Source organism: Bordetella petrii (genome assembly GCF_000067205.1).
Taxonomy (GTDB): Bacteria; Pseudomonadota; Gammaproteobacteria; order Burkholderiales; family Burkholderiaceae_B; genus Bordetella_A; species Bordetella_A petrii.
Window position 1 is genome coordinate 3,070,216 of sequence record NC_010170.1, and the last position, 18,787, is coordinate 3,089,002.

Annotated in this window: 18 protein-coding genes; 13 read left to right on the top strand and 5 right to left on the bottom strand. The window is 69.3% G+C overall.

Features of this window, described 5'->3' with window-relative positions; translation table 11 throughout:
- Positions 1 to 4: 4 nt before the first annotated feature.
- The gene (gene pdxR / locus BPET_RS14800) at positions 5 to 1,492 is read left to right on the top strand and encodes a MocR-like pyridoxine biosynthesis transcription factor PdxR (protein WP_012249829.1); all 1,488 of its coding nucleotides are present in this window, start codon (positions 5 to 7) and stop codon (positions 1,490 to 1,492) included.
- A gap of 12 nt (positions 1,493 to 1,504) precedes the next feature.
- Here the strand turns inward: pdxR and BPET_RS14805 are convergent, their stop codons facing one another.
- Entirely contained in the window at positions 1,505 to 1,801 is a 297-nt protein-coding gene (locus tag BPET_RS14805) for a hypothetical protein (RefSeq protein WP_012249830.1), read from the bottom strand.
- A gap of 201 nt (positions 1,802 to 2,002) precedes the next feature.
- Here BPET_RS14805 and gorA point away from each other — a divergent pair, with 201 nt between their 5' ends.
- Together gorA and BPET_RS14815 are read left to right on the top strand one after the other, a co-directional pair.
- Positions 2,003 to 3,361 (top strand): glutathione-disulfide reductase, encoded by a 1,359-nt coding sequence (gorA, locus tag BPET_RS14810; protein ID WP_012249831.1) that lies wholly within the window; start codon positions 2,003 to 2,005, stop codon positions 3,359 to 3,361.
- Between the two features lie 70 nt (positions 3,362 to 3,431).
- Positions 3,432 to 4,064, top strand: a complete 633-nt coding sequence (locus BPET_RS14815) for a LysE family translocator (RefSeq protein ID WP_012249832.1) — start codon at positions 3,432 to 3,434, stop codon at positions 4,062 to 4,064.
- Positions 4,065 to 4,227: 163 nt separating this feature from the next.
- Here BPET_RS14815 and BPET_RS14820 read toward each other — a convergent pair whose 3' ends face one another.
- A complete protein-coding gene (locus BPET_RS14820) occupies positions 4,228 to 5,211 on the bottom strand; it encodes an IS110 family RNA-guided transposase (RefSeq protein ID WP_012247065.1) in 984 nt (327 codons plus the stop codon).
- 408 nt (positions 5,212 to 5,619) lie between these two features.
- On the opposite strand from BPET_RS14820, the gene BPET_RS14825 reads away from it, so the two are divergent.
- From BPET_RS14825 to alkB, 7 genes are all read left to right on the top strand, one after another.
- Positions 5,620 to 6,747: a 3-deoxy-7-phosphoheptulonate synthase gene (locus BPET_RS14825; RefSeq protein WP_012249833.1), complete on the top strand. Its 1,128-nt coding sequence runs from the start codon at positions 5,620 to 5,622 to the stop codon at positions 6,745 to 6,747.
- Positions 6,748 to 6,879: 132 nt separating this feature from the next.
- A complete protein-coding gene (locus BPET_RS14830; protein WP_012249834.1) occupies positions 6,880 to 7,338 on the top strand; it encodes a (2Fe-2S)-binding protein in 459 nt (152 codons plus the stop codon).
- Positions 7,339 to 7,353: 15 nt separating this feature from the next.
- Positions 7,354 to 9,615, top strand: coding sequence for a xanthine dehydrogenase family protein molybdopterin-binding subunit (locus tag BPET_RS14835; RefSeq protein WP_012249835.1), 2,262 nt, complete (start codon positions 7,354 to 7,356; stop codon positions 9,613 to 9,615).
- Between the two features lie 40 nt (positions 9,616 to 9,655).
- Complete coding sequence (locus tag BPET_RS14840) at positions 9,656 to 10,618, top strand: AraC family transcriptional regulator (protein WP_173376874.1); 963 nt, start codon at positions 9,656 to 9,658, stop codon at positions 10,616 to 10,618.
- 82 nt (positions 10,619 to 10,700) lie between these two features.
- Positions 10,701 to 11,036, top strand: coding sequence for an I78 family peptidase inhibitor (locus BPET_RS14845; protein WP_012249837.1), 336 nt, complete (start codon positions 10,701 to 10,703; stop codon positions 11,034 to 11,036).
- Between the two features lie 68 nt (positions 11,037 to 11,104).
- A complete protein-coding gene (locus tag BPET_RS14850; protein ID WP_012249838.1) occupies positions 11,105 to 11,830 on the top strand; it encodes a 2OG-Fe(II) oxygenase in 726 nt (241 codons plus the stop codon).
- 30 nt (positions 11,831 to 11,860) lie between these two features.
- Positions 11,861 to 12,511 (top strand): DNA oxidative demethylase AlkB, encoded by a 651-nt coding sequence (gene alkB / locus BPET_RS14855; RefSeq protein ID WP_012249839.1) that lies wholly within the window; start codon positions 11,861 to 11,863, stop codon positions 12,509 to 12,511.
- Positions 12,512 to 12,540: 29 nt separating this feature from the next.
- Here alkB and BPET_RS14860 read toward each other — a convergent pair whose 3' ends face one another.
- The gene (locus tag BPET_RS14860) at positions 12,541 to 13,374 is read right to left on the bottom strand and encodes a ParB N-terminal domain-containing protein (RefSeq protein ID WP_012249840.1); all 834 of its coding nucleotides are present in this window, start codon (positions 13,372 to 13,374) and stop codon (positions 12,541 to 12,543) included.
- Positions 13,375 to 13,475: 101 nt separating this feature from the next.
- Between BPET_RS14860 and BPET_RS14865 the strand changes: the two genes are divergently transcribed.
- From BPET_RS14865 to BPET_RS14875, 3 genes are read left to right on the top strand one after another with little or no spacing between them, the layout of a single operon-like run.
- Positions 13,476 to 13,895 carry a VOC family protein gene (locus tag BPET_RS14865; protein ID WP_012249841.1) on the top strand — a complete coding sequence of 140 codons (420 nt, stop codon included), beginning with the start codon at positions 13,476 to 13,478 and terminating at the stop codon, positions 13,893 to 13,895.
- A gap of 27 nt (positions 13,896 to 13,922) precedes the next feature.
- Positions 13,923 to 15,383, top strand: coding sequence for a DHA2 family efflux MFS transporter permease subunit (locus tag BPET_RS14870; protein WP_012249842.1), 1,461 nt, complete (start codon positions 13,923 to 13,925; stop codon positions 15,381 to 15,383).
- A complete protein-coding gene (locus BPET_RS14875) occupies positions 15,380 to 16,006 on the top strand; it encodes a DUF937 domain-containing protein (RefSeq protein ID WP_012249843.1) in 627 nt (208 codons plus the stop codon). Before BPET_RS14870 ends, BPET_RS14875 begins: the two co-directional genes overlap by 4 nt.
- 107 nt (positions 16,007 to 16,113) lie before the next feature.
- Here BPET_RS14875 and BPET_RS14880 read toward each other — a convergent pair whose 3' ends face one another.
- Both BPET_RS14880 and BPET_RS14885 read right to left on the bottom strand, forming a co-directional pair.
- Complete coding sequence (locus tag BPET_RS14880) at positions 16,114 to 17,826, bottom strand: SulP family inorganic anion transporter (protein ID WP_012249844.1); 1,713 nt, start codon at positions 17,824 to 17,826, stop codon at positions 16,114 to 16,116.
- 26 nt (positions 17,827 to 17,852) lie between these two features.
- Positions 17,853 to 18,782, bottom strand: a complete 930-nt coding sequence (locus tag BPET_RS14885; RefSeq protein ID WP_012249845.1) for a ZIP family metal transporter — start codon at positions 18,780 to 18,782, stop codon at positions 17,853 to 17,855.
- Positions 18,783 to 18,787: the final 5 nt, after the last annotated feature.

The window sequence follows — 18,787 nt, forward strand, 5'->3', positions numbered from 1 at the left end:
TGGCATGCTAAAAAGCACCAGACAATGCTTATTTCGTGGTGCCATGAACACCTCCGCCGCCCTGCTCGACAGCCCCCTGGCCGCGCCCGACGGGCGCCACACCCTGCAACGCCAACTGCTGCAACGCCTGAAGCAATCGATTCTGGACGGCCGCCTGCCGCCAGGCAGCCGGCTGCCCGCATCGCGCACGCTGGCCGAGCAACTGGCCATCTCGCGCAACACTGTACTGCTGGCCTATGCGCAACTCAGCGCCGAGGGCTATGTGCGCGCCGACCGCCAGGGCACCCGCGTGGCGCCGCTACCGTCCGCGCCCGATACCGGCGCCCTGCCGCCGCCGTGCGCGCCGGCGGCGCAGCGCGTGGCGCGCTTCGCACCATCGGCCCGGCACGCCGAGCCGGGCATGGCATTGCGGCCCGGCACGCCCGCGCTCAGCCACTTTCCGCTGGGCGCCTGGCGCCGCACCCTCGATCGCGCCCTGCGCGACATGCCCAACGCCACGCTGGGATACGGCGACCCGGCCGGCGAGCCGGCGCTGCGGCAGGCCATCGCCCAGCACCTGGCCGTATCGCGCGGCGTGCGCTGCCACGCCGGCCAGGTCGTCATCACCGAGGGCGCGCAGGAAGCGCTGGCGCTATGCGTGCGCCTGCTGGGCAACCAGGGCGACACGGCATGGGTGGAAGACCCGGGCTATCGCGGCGCCAAGGCGGCCTTCCAGGCGGGCGACCTGCGCATCGTGCCGGTGCGGGTCGACGCGCAGGGTCTGGCCGCGCCCGCGGCGCTGTGGCGCGCCCGGCCCCCCCGCCTGATCTACACAACGCCGTCGCACCAGTACCCCACCGGAGCCGTGCTGAGCGCGGCGCGGCGGCTGGAATTGCTGGAGCATGCGCGCCGCGCGGGCGCGTGGATCATCGAGGACGACTACGACAGTGAATTCCGGCACCATGGCGAGCCGATACCGGCCATGCAGGGGCTGGCCGACGACGCACCGGTGCTGTACATCGGCACCTTCAGCAAGACCATGTTTCCGGCCCTGCGCATCGGCTTCCTGGTGCTGCCGCCGGCGCTGGCGCAATCGCTGCGCACGGCCGTGGACGAACTGCTGCGCGGCGGCCACCGGCACGAGCAACTGGCCCTGGCCGCCTTTATCGACAGCGGCCAGTTCGCCCGCCACCTGGGACGCATGCGGCGCCTGTACCGCGACCGGCAGCAGGCCCTGCGCGCCGCGCTGGCCCGCCACCTGCGGGTGCAACATGAAGTATTGGGCGGGCATGGCGGCCTGCACCTGGCCGTGCGGCTGCCGCCCGAATGTGACGACCGCGCCGTTGCCGCGGCGGCGCGCCGTGCGGGGCTGGCGCCGGCCGCCCTGTCGGCCTTCGCGCTGCGTCCTACCGAGCGCGACAACGGCCTGGTGCTGGGCTATGGCAATACATCGGCGGAACTGTTCGAACCGCTGGTCAGGCGCCTGGCGCAGGTGATGACCACGCCCCCCTAGGGCCCGTGCGCCCTAGCCGATCAGGCCGCCCAGCAGCAGCATGGCCAGCACCAGCCAGAAAATGCCGGCCACGATAGCGCGCCGCAGGAACGCCTTCACGGCCGCCCACAGCAGCAGCAGGCCCAGCACCAGCAGCGCAAAATTGAACACCGACGGGCTCATGCCCAGCGCTCCCGCCAGGCCGGCGAAAAAATCGCCCAGCGCCGAGCCCAGGCCGCCAAATACATAGCGCAGGCCCGCCACGATGCCGCGGATGATTTCACCCAACAGTGCGCCCGCCGATCCGAAAAAACTGTCTTCAGTCTGCATGCGTTCCCAGTGCGTTCCCAGTGCGGGGCCCTGCCCCGAACGCGGGCCGCGCAACATCGCGGCCCTTGCCAGAATGTATCCGATCCGGGCCGGCCCTGCCCGGCGCCGCTGCGGGCGCCGGCCAATTAGGGGTTTAATACGGGTCTTGTCAGATTTCTCGTACGGCGCCGGGCGCCGCCGAAGACTCCACAAAGGACGAAGATGGCTTTCGATTTTGACTTGTACGTAATTGGCGCGGGATCGGGCGGCGTGCGCGCCGCGCGCTTTGCCGCCGGATACGGCGCGCGCGTGGCCGTGGCCGAAAGCCGCTATCTGGGCGGCACCTGTGTAAACGTCGGTTGCGTGCCCAAGAAGCTGCTGGTGTATGGCGCCCATTACCGCGAAGACCTCGAACACGCCGCCAGCTACGGCTGGACCACCGGCCAGCCGAGCTTCGACTGGGCCACCCTCATTGCCAACAAGAACCGCGAAATCGAGCGCCTTAACGGCATCTACCGCAACCTGCTGACGGGCAGCGGCGTCACCCTGCACGAAGGCCATGCCCGCCTGCTGGACCCGCACACGGTCGAAATCAACGGCCAGCGCCACACGGCCCGGCACATCCTGGTGGCCACCGGCGGCTGGCCCAACGTGCCCGACATCCCCGGCAAAGAGCACGCCATCACCTCGAACGAGGCCTTCTTCCTGAAAGCCCTGCCGCGCCGGGTGCTGGTGGTGGGCGGCGGCTACATCGCGGTGGAATTCGCCTCTATTTTCAACGGCATGGGCGCGCAGACCGTGCAGGTGTACCGGCGCGACCTGTTCCTGCGCGGCTTCGACGGCAGCGTGCGCGAGCACCTGCGCGACGAGCTCATCAAAAAAGGCCTGGACCTGCGCTTTAACGCCGACGTGGCGCGCATCGACAAGCGCCCCGACGGCAGCCTGGCGGCCACGCTGAAAAGCGGCGAGGTCGTCGAAACCGATTGCGTGTTCTACGCCACCGGCCGCCGCCCCATGCTCGACAACCTGGGCCTGGAAAATACCGGCGTGAAACTGAACGACGACGGCTTCATCGCGGTGGACGACGAATACCGCAGCAGCGAGCCGTCGATTCTGGCGCTGGGCGACGTCATCGGCCGCATTCCGCTGACGCCGGTGGCGCTGGCCGAGGGCATGGCGGTGGCGCGCCGCCTGTTCCGCCCCGACGAATACCGCAAGGTCGATTACAACCTGATTCCCACGGCGGTGTTCAGCCTGCCCAATATCGGCACCGTGGGCCTGACGACCGAAGCCGCGCTGCAGGCCGGCCACCGCATCAAGCGCTACGAAAGCCGCTTCCGTCCCATGAAGCTGACGCTGACCGGCGACCAGGAAAAAACGCTGATGAAGCTGGTGGTGGACGCCGATACCGACCGCGTGCTGGGCTGCCACATGGTAGGCCCCGACGCCGGCGAGATCGTGCAGGGCCTGGCCGTGGCCCTGAAGGCCGGCGCCACCAAGCAGGTGTTCGACGAAACCATTGGCATCCACCCCACGGCGGCCGAAGAATTCGTCACCCTGCGCACGCCGGTGCAAGAATAGGCGGCTGTTCCGGTACAGATTTGCGGTAGGCTCCGGTAAATAACCCGTCCCGTCATTTCCGGAGCCCCGCATGCCCGAGCTTTCCAACCTGCTGGCCTTCGCCCTGCTGTCGCTGGGCATGGTGCTCACCCCCGGCCCCAACATGGTGTACCTGGTCTCGCGCTCGATCTCACAGGGCGCGCGCGCGGGCCTGGTATCGCTGGGCGGCGTGGCGGTGGGCTTCGTGTTCTACGTGCTATGCGCGGCGCTGGGCATCACCGCCCTGCTGATGGCGGTGCCCTTCGCCTACGACGCCCTGCGTCTGGGCGGCGCCCTGTACCTGGGCTATCTCGCCTGGCAGGCGCTGCGCCCGGGCGGCCGCTCGCCCTTCCAGGTGCGCCAGCTGCCGCACAGCAGCCCGCGCCAGCTGTTCACCATGGGCCTGGTCACCAACCTGCTCAACCCCAAGATCGCCATCCTGTACCTGTCGTTGCTGCCGCAATTCATTTCGCCCGGGCACGGCAGCGTGCTGCTGCAATCACTGACGCTGGGTTTCACCCAGGTCCTGATCAGCCTTACCGTCAACGCGCTCATCGCCCTGGCCGCGGGCTCGATCGCCGGCTTCCTGGGCGAACGCCCCCTGTGGCTGGCGATGCAACGCTGGCTGATGGGCACGGTGCTGGCGGGCCTGGCCGTGCGCATGGCGCTCGATTCGCGCCGCTGATCCCGGCCGGATTGCGACCTCGCCAGCAGTCCAGGCCAGGTGTCACAGGCTGGTGTCGCAGGCAGGTGTCGCAGGCTGGTGTCACAGGCAGGTGTCGCAGGCTGGTGTCACAGGCTGGTGTCACAGGCCAGGTGTCTGACTCCCGCAGATACCGTCTTGGCAGTCAAGCGGGTAACGCGTAATCGCTGCGATAAGGGGTGCGGTTTTTAAGCACGCCGAAGCATAAGTGAGCGAGCTTGCGCATGGCGGCGCCGAGAGCAGCCATCTTGCTCTTGCCGGCGGCCAGCAGGCGGGCATAGAGCGCCTGTATGTGGGGGTTATGGCGCACAGCCACGACCGCGGCCATGTACAGGGTGGCCCGCACCCGAGCCGGCCCGGTCTTGGACAGCCGAGGCCGGCCGTTCAGGCTGGTGCCGGACTGGCGCTGTACGGGCACCAGGCCCAGATAGGCCGCCAACGCCTGCGGCGATTCAATGCGCCGGTTATGCATGATCGACAGCAACGCGTTGCCGGTCTGTGGGCCGACCGCCGGGATGCTGGTCAGCAGGTCCCGGTCCTCTTTCAGGTCGGGATGGCGGTCGATATGGTCGTTGATCGCGCGCTCCAGACGCTTGATCTGCTCGGTCAGGAACGCCACGCTTTTGTCGATCGAGCCGGTGACCGGCTCGGGCGACTGGCCGAACTGGGCCTTCTCCTGCCGGTTGAGCTCACGCTGCAGATCCTTGGCCAGCGCCTCGTGCCGGGCCAGCAGCGCGCGCAGTTGCCGCGCGTGCAGCGGCGCCGGCTGCCAGGCCGGCGGGCACAGCGCCTGGCCATAGCGGGCCAGCACGTAGCTGTCGAGCTCATCGTTCTTGGTGCGCACCGCCAGCGCACCGGCAAAATCGCGCGCCTGCGCCGGATTGATCATCGAGACCGTGGCCCCCGCCTCATGCAACGCGGTGCCCGCCTGCTCGTGGTACGGCCCGGTCGGCTCGAGCACCACGTGCAACTGCTCGGGCTGCGCGCCTTGCTTGGCGCACCAGCCTAACAGCGCCTGAATCCCGGCCACCGTATTAGCCACCACCTTGGTCTTGCGCTTATCGCCCTCGGCGCCGACCAGCGCGCAGTTGAGCTTGGCCTTTGAGACGTCAATTCCCAGAAAAAACATCGACTTGGACTCCTAGTGAAATGGCCCCCAAGCCCACTGCGCCCACTTGCCTTGTTCATGCAGGGTCACTATGCCCTAGGCTACCGTCCAGCATCCAGTCGGCTCTCAGAGGCGCGAATCCGGGGCCTAATCTGCGTCACAAAGTCCAGGCTTTCCGTGTCAGAACAAACTCACCGGATCCGCTAGTAGCGATAGCTAATCACTACCGCGCTCAAGATACAAGGGTGTCAGACACCGCGATAGCGAGACAGTCTGCCTACTTCGGTGTCAGGCACCCTGCGGGAGCCTGACACCTGGCGAAGCGCCTGGCAATGCGCCTGGCAATGCGCCTGGCAATGCGCCTGGCAAAGCCGGACACGACCGGGCGCGGTGCGATAATGCGGCAGCCCTGCTAATACGAGACTTGCCATGACCCGCATCGACGACCCCCTGCATGACCGCGAAGCCGGCCACGCGGACTCCACTCAAGACACCACCCGCATTGACGACGTCCGCATCGGCGCGGTGCGTCCGCTGATTTCCCCGGCCCTGCTGCAAGACGAACTGCCGGTGCCCGCCGCTACGCTGGCCCTGGTCGAAGAAGCCCGCGCTCGCATCGCCGACGTGCTGCATGGCCGCGACGACCGGCTGGTGGTGGTGGTGGGCCCCTGTTCCATCCACGACCACGACCAAGCGCTGGAATACGCCAGCCGCCTGAAGGCCGCCGCCCAAGCGCTGCAAGACGATCTGCTGGTGGTCATGCGCGTATATTTCGAAAAGCCGCGCACGACCGTGGGCTGGAAGGGCTACATCAACGACCCCCGCCTGGACGGCAGCTTCCGTATCAACGAAGGCCTGCGCCGCGCGCGCGAACTGCTGCTGGAAATCGGCGGCCTGGGCCTGCCCATCGCCACCGAATTCCTCGACCTGCTCAGCCCGCAGTACATCGCCGACCTGATCGCCTGGGGCGCCATCGGCGCGCGCACCACCGAAAGCCCCAGCCACCGCCAGCTGGCCTCGGGCCTGAGTTGCCCGCTGGGCTTCAAGAACGGCACCGACGGCGGCATGCAGGTGGCCGCCGACGCCATCGTGGCCGCGCGCGCCCGCCACGCCTTCATGGGCATGACCAAAATGGGCATGGCGGCCATCTTCGAGACGCGCGGCAACGACGACACCCACGTCATTCTGCGCGGCGGCAAGCAGGGTCCCAACTACGACGCCGCCAGCGTGGCGGCCTGCTGCGCCGCGCTGAAGGCGGCCGGCCAGCGCGAACAGGTCATGATCGACTGCTCGCACGCCAACTCCAACAAATCGCACCAGCGCCAGGTCGATGTGGCGCGCGACATCGCCGCGCAACTGGCCCAGGGCGAATCGCGCATCATCGGCGTCATGATCGAAAGCCATCTGGAAGAAGGCCGCCAGGACTTGAAGCCCGGCGTGCCGCTGCGCCACGGGGTGTCCATCACCGACGCCTGCCTGGGCTGGACGCAGACCGGGCCGGTGCTCGAATTCCTGGCGCAAGCCGTGCGCCAGCGCCGCGCGCGCCGGCAGGGCTGAGCCGCACCTGCCTGCACATTCGCAGGATCAGGCAAGAATGGCGTAGTAATCGGCATTGCTGCTGCCGGCGCGGATTTCTTATCCTGCACGTCTGTGGGGCGCGGGCCCCGCCAGTCCAGGAAGACATCCGCCATGGCCAGCTTGAACATCAATGGCAAAGATACCGCCCTCGATGCACCCGATGAAATGCCCCTGCTGTGGGCGCTGCGCGACGTCGCCAACCTGACCGGCACCAAGTACGGCTGCGGCATGGCGTTGTGCGGGGCCTGTACGGTGCACGCCGACGGCGTCCCGATCCGCTCCTGCGTGACGCCGCTGTCGGCCGTGACGGGCAAGCAGATCACCACCATCGAAGGCGCGGGCTCAGACAGAGTCGGGCAAGCCGTGCAGGCGGCCTGGCGCAAGCTCGACGTGGCCCAGTGCGGCTACTGCCAGTCGGGCCAGATCATGTCGGCCACCGCCCTGCTCGCCCAGAACAAGCAGCCCAGCGATGCGGATATCGACAATGCCATGGCCGGCAATGTGTGCCGCTGCGCGACCTACGTGCGCATCCGCGCCGCCATCCACGAAGCCGCGCGCGCGCTGGCCTGAACCCAGGAGCCCTACATGCATCCCCTCGTGCGTTCCCACGCCGCGGCCATCCCGGCCGTGCGCAACGTCAGCCGCCGCCGCTTCATGCAGGGCGCGGGCGGCCTGGTGCTCGGCATCGCGCTGGCCCCCGCCGCCACGCGCGCCGCCACAGGCGCGGCCGCCACGGCCGGCGATGGCGCCTTCGCCCCCAATGCCTTCGTGCGCATCGGCACCGACGGCAGCGTCACGGTGCTGTCCAAGCACCTGGAAATGGGCCAGGGCGCCTACACCGGCCTGGCCACGCTGGTAGCCGAAGAACTCGACGCCGATTGGGCCAGCGTGCGCGTCGAAGGCGCGCCCGCGAACACGGATCTGTACAAGAATCTGGCGTTGGGCTTGCAGGGTACCGGCGGCAGCACCGCTATCGCCAACTCGTACGAGCAGATGCGGCGGGCCGGCGCCACGGCGCGCGCCATGCTGGTGGCCGCGGCGGCCCGCCAGTGGCAGGTCGACGCCAAAGACATCACCGTGTCGGCCGGCGTGGTGCGCCATGCCGCCACGCAGCGGCAGGCCGGCTTCGGCGACCTGGCTGCCGCGGCGGCCAAACTGCCCGTGCCCGAATCCGTGCCGCTGAAAGCGGCCGCCGATTTCCGGCTGATCGGCAAAGAAGCGCCGCGCCGCGTCGACGGCCTGGCCAAGACCGACGGCACGGCCATCTTCACGCAAGACATGAAGCTGCCCGGCATGCTGGTGGCCATGGCCGCGCACCCGCCCCGCTTCGGCGGCAAGGTGGCCAGTTTCGACGCCAGCAAGGCGCGCGCCGTGCCGGGCGTGCGTCACGTCGTGCAGTTCAGCGGCACCGGACACAATTTCGAAGGCGTGGCGGTGCTGGCCGACAACACCTGGGCCGCGCGCACCGGGCGCGATGCCCTGCAGGTGCAATGGGACGACAGCCAGGCCTACCGCAAGGGCTCGGACGAGATCCGCGCCCAATACCGCGCGGCGCTGGACCTCCCCGGCGCCGTGGCGGCCAGCCATGGCGACGCAGAAGCCGCGCTGGCGCAGTCGGCCAAGGTAATCGAGGCCGAATACGAAGTGCCCTACCTGGCGCATGCCGCCATGGAACCCATGAACTGCCTGGTGCGGCTGGGCGACGACCGCTGCGACATCTGGAACGGCGAGCAGTTCCAGACAGTCGACCAGGCCGTCGTGGCGAAAGTGCTGGGCCTGGCGCCGGAACAGGTGTTCATCAACCAGTTGTACGCCGGCGGCAGCTTCGGCCGGCGCGCCACCCCGCATGCCGACTACATCGCCGAAGCCGCGCTGATCGCCAAGGCGGCGCGCGACCAGGGCGTGCGCGCGCCCATCAAGCTGGTATGGACGCGCGAAGACGACATGCGCGGCGGCTACTACCGGCCGCTGAACGTGCACCGCGCGCGCATCGGCCTGGACGCCGACGGCAAGCTGCAGGCCTGGCACGTGCGCCTGGCGGGCCAGTCGATTTTCCTGGGCAGCCCGTTCGAAGGCGCCATGCAGAACGGCATCGACCCCACCTCGGTGGAAGGCCAGGCCGACCTGCGCTACAGCGTGCCCAACCTGCACGTGGAGTCGTACACGCCGCAAGACGTCGGAGTGCCGGTGCTGTGGTACCGCTCGGTGGGCCACACGCACACGGCGTTCTCGGCCGAAAGCCTGATCGACGAAGCCGCGGCGGCGGCCGGCCAGGACCCGGTCGCCTACCGCATCGCCCTGCTCGACCAGCACCCGCGCCACCGCAAGGTGCTGGAACTGGCGGCCGAACGGGCCGGCTGGTCGCAGCCGCTTGCGGCCGGCGCGCAGGGCCTGCGGCGCGGCCGCGGCGTGGCGCTGCACGAATCGTTCAACACCATCGTGGCGCAAGTGGCGGAAGTCACCGTGCAGGCCGATGGCTCGTTCAAGGTGGACCGCATCGTGTGCGCGCTGGACTGCGGCGTGGTCGTCAACCCCGACGTGGTGCGCGCGCAAATGGAAGGCGGCATCGGCTTCGGCCTGTCCACGGCGCTGCATGGCGCCCTGACCCTGAAAGACGGCGTGGTCGAGCAGAGCAACTTCCACGACTACGCGGTGCTGCGCATCAACGAAATGCCGGCCATCGAGGTGCACACCGTGGCGTCCACCGCCAAGCCCACCGGCGTGGGCGAGCCCGGCGTGCCGCCGGTGGCGCCGGCGGTTGCCAACGCGCTGTATGCCGCCACCGGGCAGCGCATTCGCACCTTGCCCTTCGCGGCCCAGCTCAAGCCGCTGGCCAAGCAGGCGTAAGATGTCGCTATCCCCGTTGTCCAGCCCGCCGGCTATGCCCATGGCGCCCGCCTCCACCAACACCGCAAGCTGTCCGCCCGCGCTGGCCGCCGGCCTGGCCGAGCTGGCCGCGCTGGTCAACCGGCATGCGGCGGCCGACGGCCTGCACCAGACCGCCATCGAGGGCCTGTCGTTCTTCCGATCGTCGCAGCCCAGCGAGCTGGCCTTCTGCGTGTACCGGCCTTCGCTGGCGCTGCTGGTGCAGGGCGCCAAACGCGTTGAAGTCGGTGAAGACGTCTACGAATATAGCGCGTCGCACTACCTGCTTACCTCGATCGACCTGCCGGTCGCCTCGCGCGTGACCCTGGCCAGCCCCGGCACGCCATACCTGTGTTTCGTACTCGACCTGGACCCGCGCGACACCGCCGGCCTGATCGCCGAAACGGGCCTGCCGCAGCCGGCCGACACCGACGCCGGGCGCGGCCTGGCGGTGGCCCAGCTCTGTCCGCCGCTGCTGGACGCCGCGCTGCGCATGGCCCGCCTGCTCGACGCACCGCAAGACATCCAGGTGCTGGCGCCACTGCTGCGGCGCGAAATCATCTACCGCCTGCTGACCGGCGCGCTGGGCGGGCGGCTGCGCCACATCGCGCGGCACGAAGGCCCCACCCACCAGGTGCGCCAGGCCATCGAATGGCTGCAGGCCCACTTCGACCGGCCACTGCGCATCGAGCAGTTGGCGCATACCGTCAACATGAGCACCTCGTCGCTGCATCACCACTTCAAGGCAGTTACCGCGATGAGCCCGCTGCAATACCAGAAGCAACTGCGCCTGCAGGAAGCCCGCCGCCTGCTGCTGGCTGGGCTGGCCGATGCCGGGGCGGCGGCGCGCCAGGTGGGCTACGAAAGCGCCTCGCAATTCAGCCGCGAATATAGCCGCCAGTATGGCGCGCCGCCTCGGCGCGACGTGGCGCGGCTGCGCGGCGCGTCGGCCGAGCCGCTGGCGCTGGCGACCAGCCCCGGCTAGCGCCCGCCCGGGCCGGCCCGGTGAACGAATCGGCGGGCCGGCTGGTCTATCATGGATGTCTGTCCTGACTGAAGGAGCCTCCATGATCCGCAAGCTGATCCCCGTCTTCCTCGCCGCCGGCCTCACTGCCTGCGCCACATCAGGAACGCAGCGCGCCTCATCCGATGCCCCGGCCGCGGGCAATGCCGGCGCGGCATCCAGCAGCGTCCCCTCTGCCGCCTGCGACGCCCAACCCGTGCAAGACCTCATCGGCAAGAAATATTCCGAATCCGTGGCCAGCGACGCCCGCACGCGCTCGCAATCGTCCCAGTTGCGCGTCATGCGTCCGGGGCAGGTCATGACCATGGAATACAACCCCGCGCGATTGAACATCATCCTGGACGGCGGCGACGTCATCACGGCGCTGCGCTGCGGCTGAGCCAGACCGCCGAATTCGGGCGCAAAAGCCGGGGTGCCGCGCGCCCGCGCGCGGCCTACACTGGGGCCATGACCCCTGCCAACCCGACCGCCATCGCCGACCGCCTAACCGCCCACGACTGGCCTGCGCTGGACGCCGCCCTCGACCGCGATGGATACGCGGTCATGCCCGCCCTGCTCGAACCCGTCGAATGCGCGGCGCTGGCCGACGCCTACCACGACGACGCGCGCTATCGCAGCCGCGTGGTCATGGCGCGGCATGGCTTCGGCAGCGGCGAATACAAGTATTTCGCCTACCCCTTGCCCGCGCTCGTGGCGCAACTGCGCACCGCGCTCTACCCGCGCCTGGCGCCGCTGGCCAATCGCTGGAACGAGGCCATGGGCGTGGCGGTGCGCTATCCCGCCGACCACGCGCAGTTCCTGCGCCGCTGCCATGCCGCCGGCCAGTGCCGCCCCACGCCGCTGCTGCTGGCCTACGGGCCGGGCGACTACAACTGCCTGCACCAGGATCTCTACGGCGAGCATGTGTTTCCGCTGCAGGTCGCCATCCTGGTGTCCGAACCGCAACGCGATTTCACCGGTGGCGAGTTCGTGCTGACCACCCAGCGCCCGCGCATGCAGTCCTGCGCCGCCGTGGTGCCGCTGCGCCAGGGCGACGCCGTCGTGTTCGCCGTGCGCCATCGGCCGGTGCGCGGCGCGCGCGGCCACTATCGGGTCAACCAGCGCCACGGCGTCAGCCAGATTCGCTCGGGCCGGCGCCATACGCTGGGCATTATCTTCCATGATGCGCAGTAGCGCCCTGCCGCGCCCATTTCTCTCTAGCTCATGAACCTGGAACTGTTCGAACCCGATGCTATCGGCCCGACCCGCGTCGAACTGGGGCCCGCCGCCACGCTGCTACGCGGCTGGGCGCTGCCACGGGTCGATGCACTGCTGCCGGCGCTGGATGCGGTGCTTGCGGCCGCGCCGTTTCGCCACATGGAAACCCCGGGCGGGTTCCGCATGTCGGCGGCGCTGACCAATTGCGGCATGCTGGGCTGGACGTCCGACCGCCACGGCTACCGCTATACCCGGCTGGACCCGCAAACCGGCCAGCCGTGGCCCGCCATGCCCGCGCCGTTTCTACGGCTGGCGCAGGACGCCGCCGAGGCGGCCGGCTTTGCCGGCTTCCGGCCCGATGCCTGCCTGGTGAACCGCTATGCGCCTGGCGCCCGCATGAGCCTGCACCAGGACAAGAACGAACGCGATTTCAGCGCGCCCATTGTGTCGGTGTCGCTGGGCATTGCCGCGGTATTCCTGTTCGGCGGCAGCCGGCGCGGCGATTCGGCGCGGCGCGTGCCGCTGCAGCATGGCGACGTCGTGGTGTGGGGCGGCCCCGACCGCCTGCGCTACCACGGCGTGCTGCCGCTGAAAGACGCCACCCACCCGCGCCTGGGCGCGGCCCGCGTCAACCTGACGTTCCGGCAGGCCGGCTGAAGCGGCCCTCAGCCGGCTTGCCCGGCCGCTTATTCGTGGTTGCTGTTGCGCGCCTCGGCCAAGGCTACCGTCAGGTGCATGACTTTCTTTTTCAGCGCATCGCGCTCTTCGGTCAGGGCGGCCACCAGGCGGCGCAGGCGCGCGACTTCGGCCGGGTAGTCTTCAATGGCCTCGGCCGGTGCGTCGGCCGCTGGCGGCGCGCCGGTTTCGTCGCGGCTGGCCGCCCTGGCCTGGCGAGCCTGGCGCGCCAACTCGCGCAGCGCCTTGCGGCCTTCGGCGGCGGCGGCCACCTGCTGCTGCGCCGGCAGCGATGCCACCGCGGCGGCCGCGTTAATGGAAATATCGCCGGCCTTCACCGCCCGCACCAGTTCAGGCGCGGCGGCCTTGTGGATTTTCTCGATCTGCCCCAGCGTGTTGCTGCTGACGCGCGCCGCGCGCGCCAGCGCCTGGCGGCTGAGCGCCGGCGCCGGCTCGGCGGGCTGCGCGGCCGCCTCGCCCTGGCTCGCGTCCTGCTCGGCCTGCGCCTGCTGGGCCTGCCGGCGCGCCTGCAGAATTTCTTTCTTGCGCAGCGCCAGCACGCCGCGCTGAAAGTCCGACACGCTGCGGCGGCCCAGGTGATTCTCGATCATCCACAATTTGACATCTTCAAGCGAAGCAAAGCGGGTATTCTGGATAGTCTTGAACTCGATACCGTGCTTGCGGCACAGCTCGTAGCGGTTGTGCCCGTCAACCAGCACGTCGCCCCACAGCACCAGCGCGTCGCGGCAGCCCTCGGCCAGCAAGCTGCGCTCCAGCGCGGCATATTCATCGGCGCTGAGCGGGTCGATATAGGTTCGCAATTCTTCGTTAATCTGGATGCTCATCGTGACGCTTCATCGGTAGTTTCATCGGCGCGACCGCCATTACAACACCCGGCGCGCACTGCCGGCCAGCCAGGCCAGCCGCCCGCCTCAGGAGAACCATCATGCCCCAGCTCTGCGCCTACCTGACCTTCGACGGCAACTGCGCCGAAGCCATGCGCTTCTACGAGCGCACACTGACCGGCCGCATCGAAGCCATGCTGACCTACGCCGAAGCGCCGGACGGCGGCGGAGCGCCGCCCGAGATGCGGGACCGCATCATGCACGCCCGCCTCAGCCTCGACGGCCAGACGCTCATGGCATCCGACGCCGCGGGCCACCAGCCCTACCAGGGCCAGCAAGGCGTCTCGCTGGCCCTGGTGTTTCCCACGGTGTCCGACGCAACCCGCATTTTCAATGCGCTGGCCGAAGGCGGCACTGTCACCATGCCGCTACAGAAAACCTTCTGGGCCGAGGCCTTTGGCGCGCTCACCGACCGCTACGGCACCTCGTGGCTGATCAACGGCGGCCAGACGGCCGGCTGATCCCTCTATTTGCTTACGGAGCCCTGCATGCAGCATCCGCTCACCGACAGGCAACGCTGGCTGGCACTGATGGTGCTGTGCCTGGGCGTGCTGATGATCGTTCTGGACACCACTATCGTCAACGTCGCGCTGCCGTCCATTCGCGCCGACCTGCAGTTTTCGGAAACCGCGCTGGTATGGGTCGTGAACGCCTATATGCTGACCTTCGGCGGCTTTCTGTTGCTGGGCGGCCGGCTGGGCGACCTGTACGGCCCGCGCCGCGTATTCCTGGCGGGGCTGACCCTGTTCACCGCGGCCTCGCTGGCCTGTGGCGTGGCGGGCAGCCAGCAGTTGCTGGTGGCCGCGCGCGCCGTGCAAGGCCTGGGCGGCGCCGTGGTGTCGGCGGTGTCGTTGTCGCTCATCATGAACCTCTTTTCCGAGCCGGCCGAGCGCGCCCGCGCCATGGGCGTATACGGCTTCGTGTGCGCCGGCGGCGGCAGTGTGGGCGTGCTGCTGGGCGGGGTGCTGACCAGCGCCTTGAGCTGGCACTGGATCTTCCTGGTGAACCTGCCCATTGGCGCCGCCGTGTCCGGCCTGTGCATGCTGTTGCTTCCAGGCGGACGCGCCGCCGGCGGCGAGGCCCGGCTCGACGTGGCGGGCGCGGTCAGCGTAACGCTATCGCTGATGCTGGCGGTATACGCGGTGGTCAACGGCAACGAGGCCGGCTGGACCTCAACGCATACCATCGGCCTGCTGGCCGCGAGCGCGGCGCTGCTGGCGACCTTTCTGGTGGTCGAGTCGCGCACCAGCGCGCCGCTGATGCCGCTGGGCCTGTTCCGGCTGCGCAACCTGGCCATCGCCAACGTCGTGGGCGTACTGTGGGCAGGCGCCATGTTCGCCTGGTTTTTCATCTCGGCGCTGTACATGCAATTGGTGCTGGGCTACAGCGCCATGCAGGTGGGCCTGGCCTTCCTGCCGGGCAACCTCATCATGGCCGTCTGTTCGCTGGGCGTATCGGCCAGGCTGGTCATGCGCTTCGGCATCCGCGCGCCGCTGGCGGCCGGGCTGGCCATCGCCGCCGTGGGCCTGGCGCTGTTCGCCCAGGCGCCCATCGACGGCCGCTTTGCCCTGCACATCCTGCCCGGCATGCTGTTGCTGGGCCTGGGCGCCGGCATCGCGTTCAACCCGCTGCTGCTGGCCGCCATGAACGACGTGCCCGCGCACGAATCGGGTCTGGCATCCGGCGTGGTCAACACGGCCTTCATGATGGGCGGCGCGCTGGGCCTGGCCATCCTGGCCAGCCTGGCGGCGGCGCGCACCGGCATGCTGGCCGCGGCGGGCGCCGCCCTGCCCCTGGCGCTCAACGGCGGCTACCGCCTGGCATTCCTGCTGGGCGCGGCCTGTGCCGCCGCGGCCGCGGCGCTGGGCGGACTGCTGCTGCGCAACGCGAACTCCGCCGCCAGCGGTGGTACGCTACCTTCACCCGTTCATCAGGAAGACACGCCATGAACTCTCCCGCCACGCTATCCGACGAGCTCTTCGCGCAACTGCAGGGCGCGCCGATGCAACAGCTATCACAGCAACTGGGCACCGATCCCGGCCAGACGCGCGATGCCGTCGGCGCGGCCCTGCCCATGCTGCTGGGCACCCTGGGCCATAATGCCGCGCAGCCGCAAGGCGCCGAAGCCCTGTTCGGCGCCTTGCAGCGCGACCACGCGGGCGCGGGCGCCGATCTCGGCGGCCTGCTCGGCTCGCTGCTGGGCGGTGCGGGCGGCGCAGGCGCTGCCCAGGCCGACGGCGGCGCCATCCTGGGCCATATTTTCGGCGACAACCAAGAGCGCGCGCAGGACAACCTGGGCCAGGCCACCGGCCTGGGCGGCGGCAACGCCGCCAGCTTGCTGAAGCTGCTGGCGCCCATTGTCATGGCCTTCCTGGCGCAGCGTATGCAGGGCGGCGGCATGGACGCCGGCAGCCTGAGCGCCACGCTCGGCCAGGAGCGCGACGCCGCCCGCCAGCAGGGCGGCCTGGGCGGCGGGCTGCTGGGTTCGCTGCTCGACCAGGACGGTGACGGCCAGGTCGGCCTGGGCGATCTGCTCAAGATAGGCGGCGGCCTGCTCAACGGCCGCCGGTAGAGGCGCCTGTCGCGACAGCGTCGCGCCCACCACGCGTCGCACGACCCTGCGCAAATACAACGCGAAGGCGCCTGAGCATCGCCACGGGCGCCTGGAAGCGATAATAGTCAGGCCGCCGGCGCCTTGCCCTCCAGGCCGTGGTCCAGGTGCGCCGGGCCCGGGCTGGCCGGTTCCGGGGCGCGGGTGGCGCCGCAAGCCGCCAGCGCCTGCCCCAAGGTGTCGAACAGCGCATCCTCGCCCACCAGATCAGCGATTCCCGCCTTGTGCAGCTTTCCGCGCACGCGCGCATTGGCCTCGGCCAGCAGCACCCGCACGCCGCGCCGGTGCAGGCGCCCGATGACGTCTTCCAGCATCTGCAACCCCGTCGCATCCATGAACGGCACCCGGCGCAGGCGGATCACCAGCACGCGCGGGTCGGTGCGGGTACTGGCCAGCGCCTGCTCGAAGTTCTCGACCGCGGCGAAGAACAAGGGGCCGTCGACCGTGTACACCAGCACGTCGTCGGGCAACTGGGCTATGCCGCTGGCGGCCAGTTCCTGGCGCAGCTCGGCGCCTTCAATGGGCTGCACACCCACGCTGGAAGCCATGCGGCGCAGGAAATGCAGCGTTGCCAGTATTACGCCGATGTTCACCGCCACCACCAGGTCGGCAAAGACCGTCAGCAGGAACGTCACCAGCAGGATGACCACGTCGGCGCGCGGCGCGCGGCGCAGCATCTTGACCACGTGCCGCACATCGCTCATGTTCCACGCCACCATGAACAGGATCGCCGCCAGCACCGCCAGCGGCACGTTCTCGGCCAGCGGCGCCAGCAGCACCACGATGGCCAGCAGCGTCGCCGCGTGCACCATGCCCGCCAGGGGGCTGGTGCCGCCATTGCGGATATTGGTGGCGGTGCGCGCAATAGCCCCCGTGGCCGCGATGCCGCCGAACAATGGCGCGGCGATATTGGCGATGCCCTGACCGATCAGTTCCTGGTTGGACTGGTGGCGCGTGCCCGCCATGCCGTCGGCCACCACGGCCGACAACAGTGATTCAATGGCCCCCAGCATGGCGATGGCGAAGGCGGGTCCGATCAGTTCAATAACGCGCGACAGCGTGACATCCGGCCATTGCCACGTAGGCAACCCCTGCGGCACGCCCCCGAAAGCCGAGCCGATGGTGGCCACGCCGTCGAAGTGGAACATCGCCTGCAAGGCCGTCGCCACGACCAGGGCCACCAACGGCCCGGGCACCCGGCGCAGGTAAGGCACCCGCGCCGTGCCGATCAGCAGCGCCAGGCTGAGCACGGCCAGACCCGTGGTAGCCGCATGCAGGTGCGGCAGGGCCTGCAGCAATTGCCAGAGCTTCTCGTGGAAATGGGCGCCCGTCACGCCGGGCAGGCCGAAGAAGTCTTTCCACTGCCCTACCCAGATGATCACGCCTATACCCGCGGTGAAGCCCGCGATCACCGGCGCGGGAATGAACTTGATGACCGCGCCCATGCGCCCCACGCCCAGCAGCACCAGGATGACGCCCGCCATCAGCGTGGCGATCTGCAGCCCGGCCACGCCGTGCTCGGCCACGATCCCGGCCAGGATGACGATGAACGCGCCGGTCGGGCCGGCGATCTGCAGCCGGCTGCCGCCGAACATCGCCACCAGCAGCCCCGCCACGATCGAGGTGTACAACCCCTGCTCGGGCTTGACCCCCGAGGCGATGGCGAACGCCATGGCCAGCGGCAGCGCCACCACCCCCACAATGACCCCTGACACAATATTGGGCAGCCAGTGCCGCCGTTGAAACAGCCCGGCCCGTTGGGCCTCGAGCAGCGCAATCACGATCGACCTCGCGAAAAAAAGAAACCTTATCCCAGCGCGGTGTCCAGGAACATCATCACCGCGAAGCCGGCCATCAGGCCGACCGTGGCCGGCGTCTGGTGGCCGTTGCGGTGGGTTTCCGGAATGACTTCATGCGACACCACGAAAATCATCGCGCCGGCGGCCAGGCCCAGGCTGACCGGATAGGCCAGCGCCAGGCCGCTGGACATGCCCAGCCCCACCAGCGCCCCCAGCGGTTCCATCAGGCCCGAGCCCACCGCCACCAGCGCCGCGCGCAGCGGCGTCAGGCCGGTGGCCCGCAGCGCCATCGCCACGGCCAGGCCTTCTGGAATGTCCTGGATGGCAATGGCCGAAGTCAGGGGAATGCCGACCTGCATGTCGCCGTTGGCAAAGCCCACGCCAATGGCCATGCCTTCGGGCAGGTTGTGCAAGGTAATGGCCAGCACGAACAGCCACACCCGGTTGACGCGCTCGGCCTGCGGACCGCATGGTCCGGTGCTGTCGTGCTCGTGTGGCGTGAAGACGTCCAGGCCCAGCATCAGCAGCACGCCGAGCGCCAGCCCCAGCACCACCACGCCGGCGGCCATGGGACCGTCGCCAACCAGGCCGCGCGCGGCCTGCAGGCCGGGTAGGATCAGCGAAAAAGCGCTCGCCGCCAGCATCATGCCGGCCGCGAAACCCAGCATGATGTCCTGGGTGCGCGCATGGATGGTGCGCATGCCGATGGCAGCCAGCGCGCCCGCCGCCGTCGCGCCGAAGCCGGCCAGGCCGCCCACGAAGGCATAGCGGACGTAACTGCCTTCGACACCGGTCAGACCCTGGTACAGGCCCGAGGCCAGCAGCCACAGCACGGCCAGCGTCGCCGCCCCCAGGCCCAGGGTAACCAGCGGACGCGCCTGCGCCTGGGCCAGCCAGGCGGCGCGCCAGTCGTGGGCAACCGTGTCGGTGTGATTCATGGCGG

Coding starts and splice junctions, on each gene's coding strand:
- pdxR (WP_012249829.1), top strand. CDS start 5: ATGCTAAAAAGCACCAGACAATGCTTATTTCGTGGTGCCATGAACACC.
- BPET_RS14805 (WP_012249830.1), bottom strand. CDS start 1,801: ATGCAGACTGAAGACAGTTTTTTCGGATCGGCGGGCGCACTGTTGGGT.
- gorA (WP_012249831.1), top strand. CDS start 2,003: ATGGCTTTCGATTTTGACTTGTACGTAATTGGCGCGGGATCGGGCGGC.
- BPET_RS14815 (WP_012249832.1), top strand. CDS start 3,432: ATGCCCGAGCTTTCCAACCTGCTGGCCTTCGCCCTGCTGTCGCTGGGC.
- BPET_RS14820 (WP_012247065.1), bottom strand. CDS start 5,211: ATGTTTTTTCTGGGAATTGACGTCTCAAAGGCCAAGCTCAACTGCGCG.
- BPET_RS14825 (WP_012249833.1), top strand. CDS start 5,620: ATGACCCGCATCGACGACCCCCTGCATGACCGCGAAGCCGGCCACGCG.
- BPET_RS14830 (WP_012249834.1), top strand. CDS start 6,880: ATGGCCAGCTTGAACATCAATGGCAAAGATACCGCCCTCGATGCACCC.
- BPET_RS14835 (WP_012249835.1), top strand. CDS start 7,354: ATGCATCCCCTCGTGCGTTCCCACGCCGCGGCCATCCCGGCCGTGCGC.
- BPET_RS14840 (WP_173376874.1), top strand. CDS start 9,656: ATGGCGCCCGCCTCCACCAACACCGCAAGCTGTCCGCCCGCGCTGGCC.
- BPET_RS14845 (WP_012249837.1), top strand. CDS start 10,701: ATGATCCGCAAGCTGATCCCCGTCTTCCTCGCCGCCGGCCTCACTGCC.
- BPET_RS14850 (WP_012249838.1), top strand. CDS start 11,105: ATGACCCCTGCCAACCCGACCGCCATCGCCGACCGCCTAACCGCCCAC.
- alkB (WP_012249839.1), top strand. CDS start 11,861: ATGAACCTGGAACTGTTCGAACCCGATGCTATCGGCCCGACCCGCGTC.
- BPET_RS14860 (WP_012249840.1), bottom strand. CDS start 13,374: ATGAGCATCCAGATTAACGAAGAATTGCGAACCTATATCGACCCGCTC.
- BPET_RS14865 (WP_012249841.1), top strand. CDS start 13,476: ATGCCCCAGCTCTGCGCCTACCTGACCTTCGACGGCAACTGCGCCGAA.
- BPET_RS14870 (WP_012249842.1), top strand. CDS start 13,923: ATGCAGCATCCGCTCACCGACAGGCAACGCTGGCTGGCACTGATGGTG.
- BPET_RS14875 (WP_012249843.1), top strand. CDS start 15,380: ATGAACTCTCCCGCCACGCTATCCGACGAGCTCTTCGCGCAACTGCAG.
- BPET_RS14885 (WP_012249845.1), bottom strand. CDS start 18,782: ATGAATCACACCGACACGGTTGCCCACGACTGGCGCGCCGCCTGGCTG.